Below are 560 nucleotides of genomic sequence, written 5' to 3'. Positions count from 1 at the left end.
AACCTGCAGAACATCAGCGAGAACGCTACTGCCGCTCGCAGCCGTACTCAGGATGCTGACTTTGCTGCCGAAACATCGGAAATGACCAAGCAGCAGACCCTGCAGCAGGCTTCGACTGCGATCCTGGCCCAGGCCAACCAGCTGCCAAACGCTGTACTCAAGCTGCTCAACTAATCAGGGCTGCTTTGTTGAAAGGGGAGGATGCGAAAGCATCTTCCCCTTTTTTGTTTGTGTCTTTTGTATGTGAAAGTCGCTACCAGCGGCACGTGAGCTGCCTAATGCGGTTGAAGGCAGGACGCGGCATTTAGCATCTCTAGCTCCGCTGGGCCTGTCTTTGCCGGGGCTCTCTACGCCTTACTTGCCTTCCAAGAAATCTCTTGGCGCTTTTGTTTGAGCCAGGCAATTTCTGTTGTAGTGCTTTATAGAGACTAGGGTTTGTCTGAAAAGTCTGCACGCATGCATCGCTCGATACAGGCCAGCGTTACCATGGCCTTGAAGCTGCTAGCCAGCTTGTCAAAGCGAGTACAGAGCCGACGCTTTTCTTTTAACCAACCGAATAG

Annotated in this window: 1 protein-coding gene; it reads left to right on the top strand. The window is 52.5% G+C overall.

Annotation, left to right across the window (positions count from 1 at the left end):
* On the top strand, positions 1-174 hold a 174-nt coding region (locus GM154_RS25525; RefSeq protein ID WP_258020060.1), incomplete at its 5' end, for a flagellin.
* Positions 175-560 lie beyond the last annotated feature (386 nt).

It is taken from the genome of Pseudomonas sp. MAG002Y (genome assembly GCF_019400845.1).
Classification (GTDB): domain Bacteria; phylum Pseudomonadota; class Gammaproteobacteria; order Pseudomonadales; family Pseudomonadaceae; genus Chryseomonas; species Chryseomonas luteola.
Note: the sequence above shows the minus strand (reverse complement) of the source record. Positions and strands in the feature narration are given on the sequence as shown.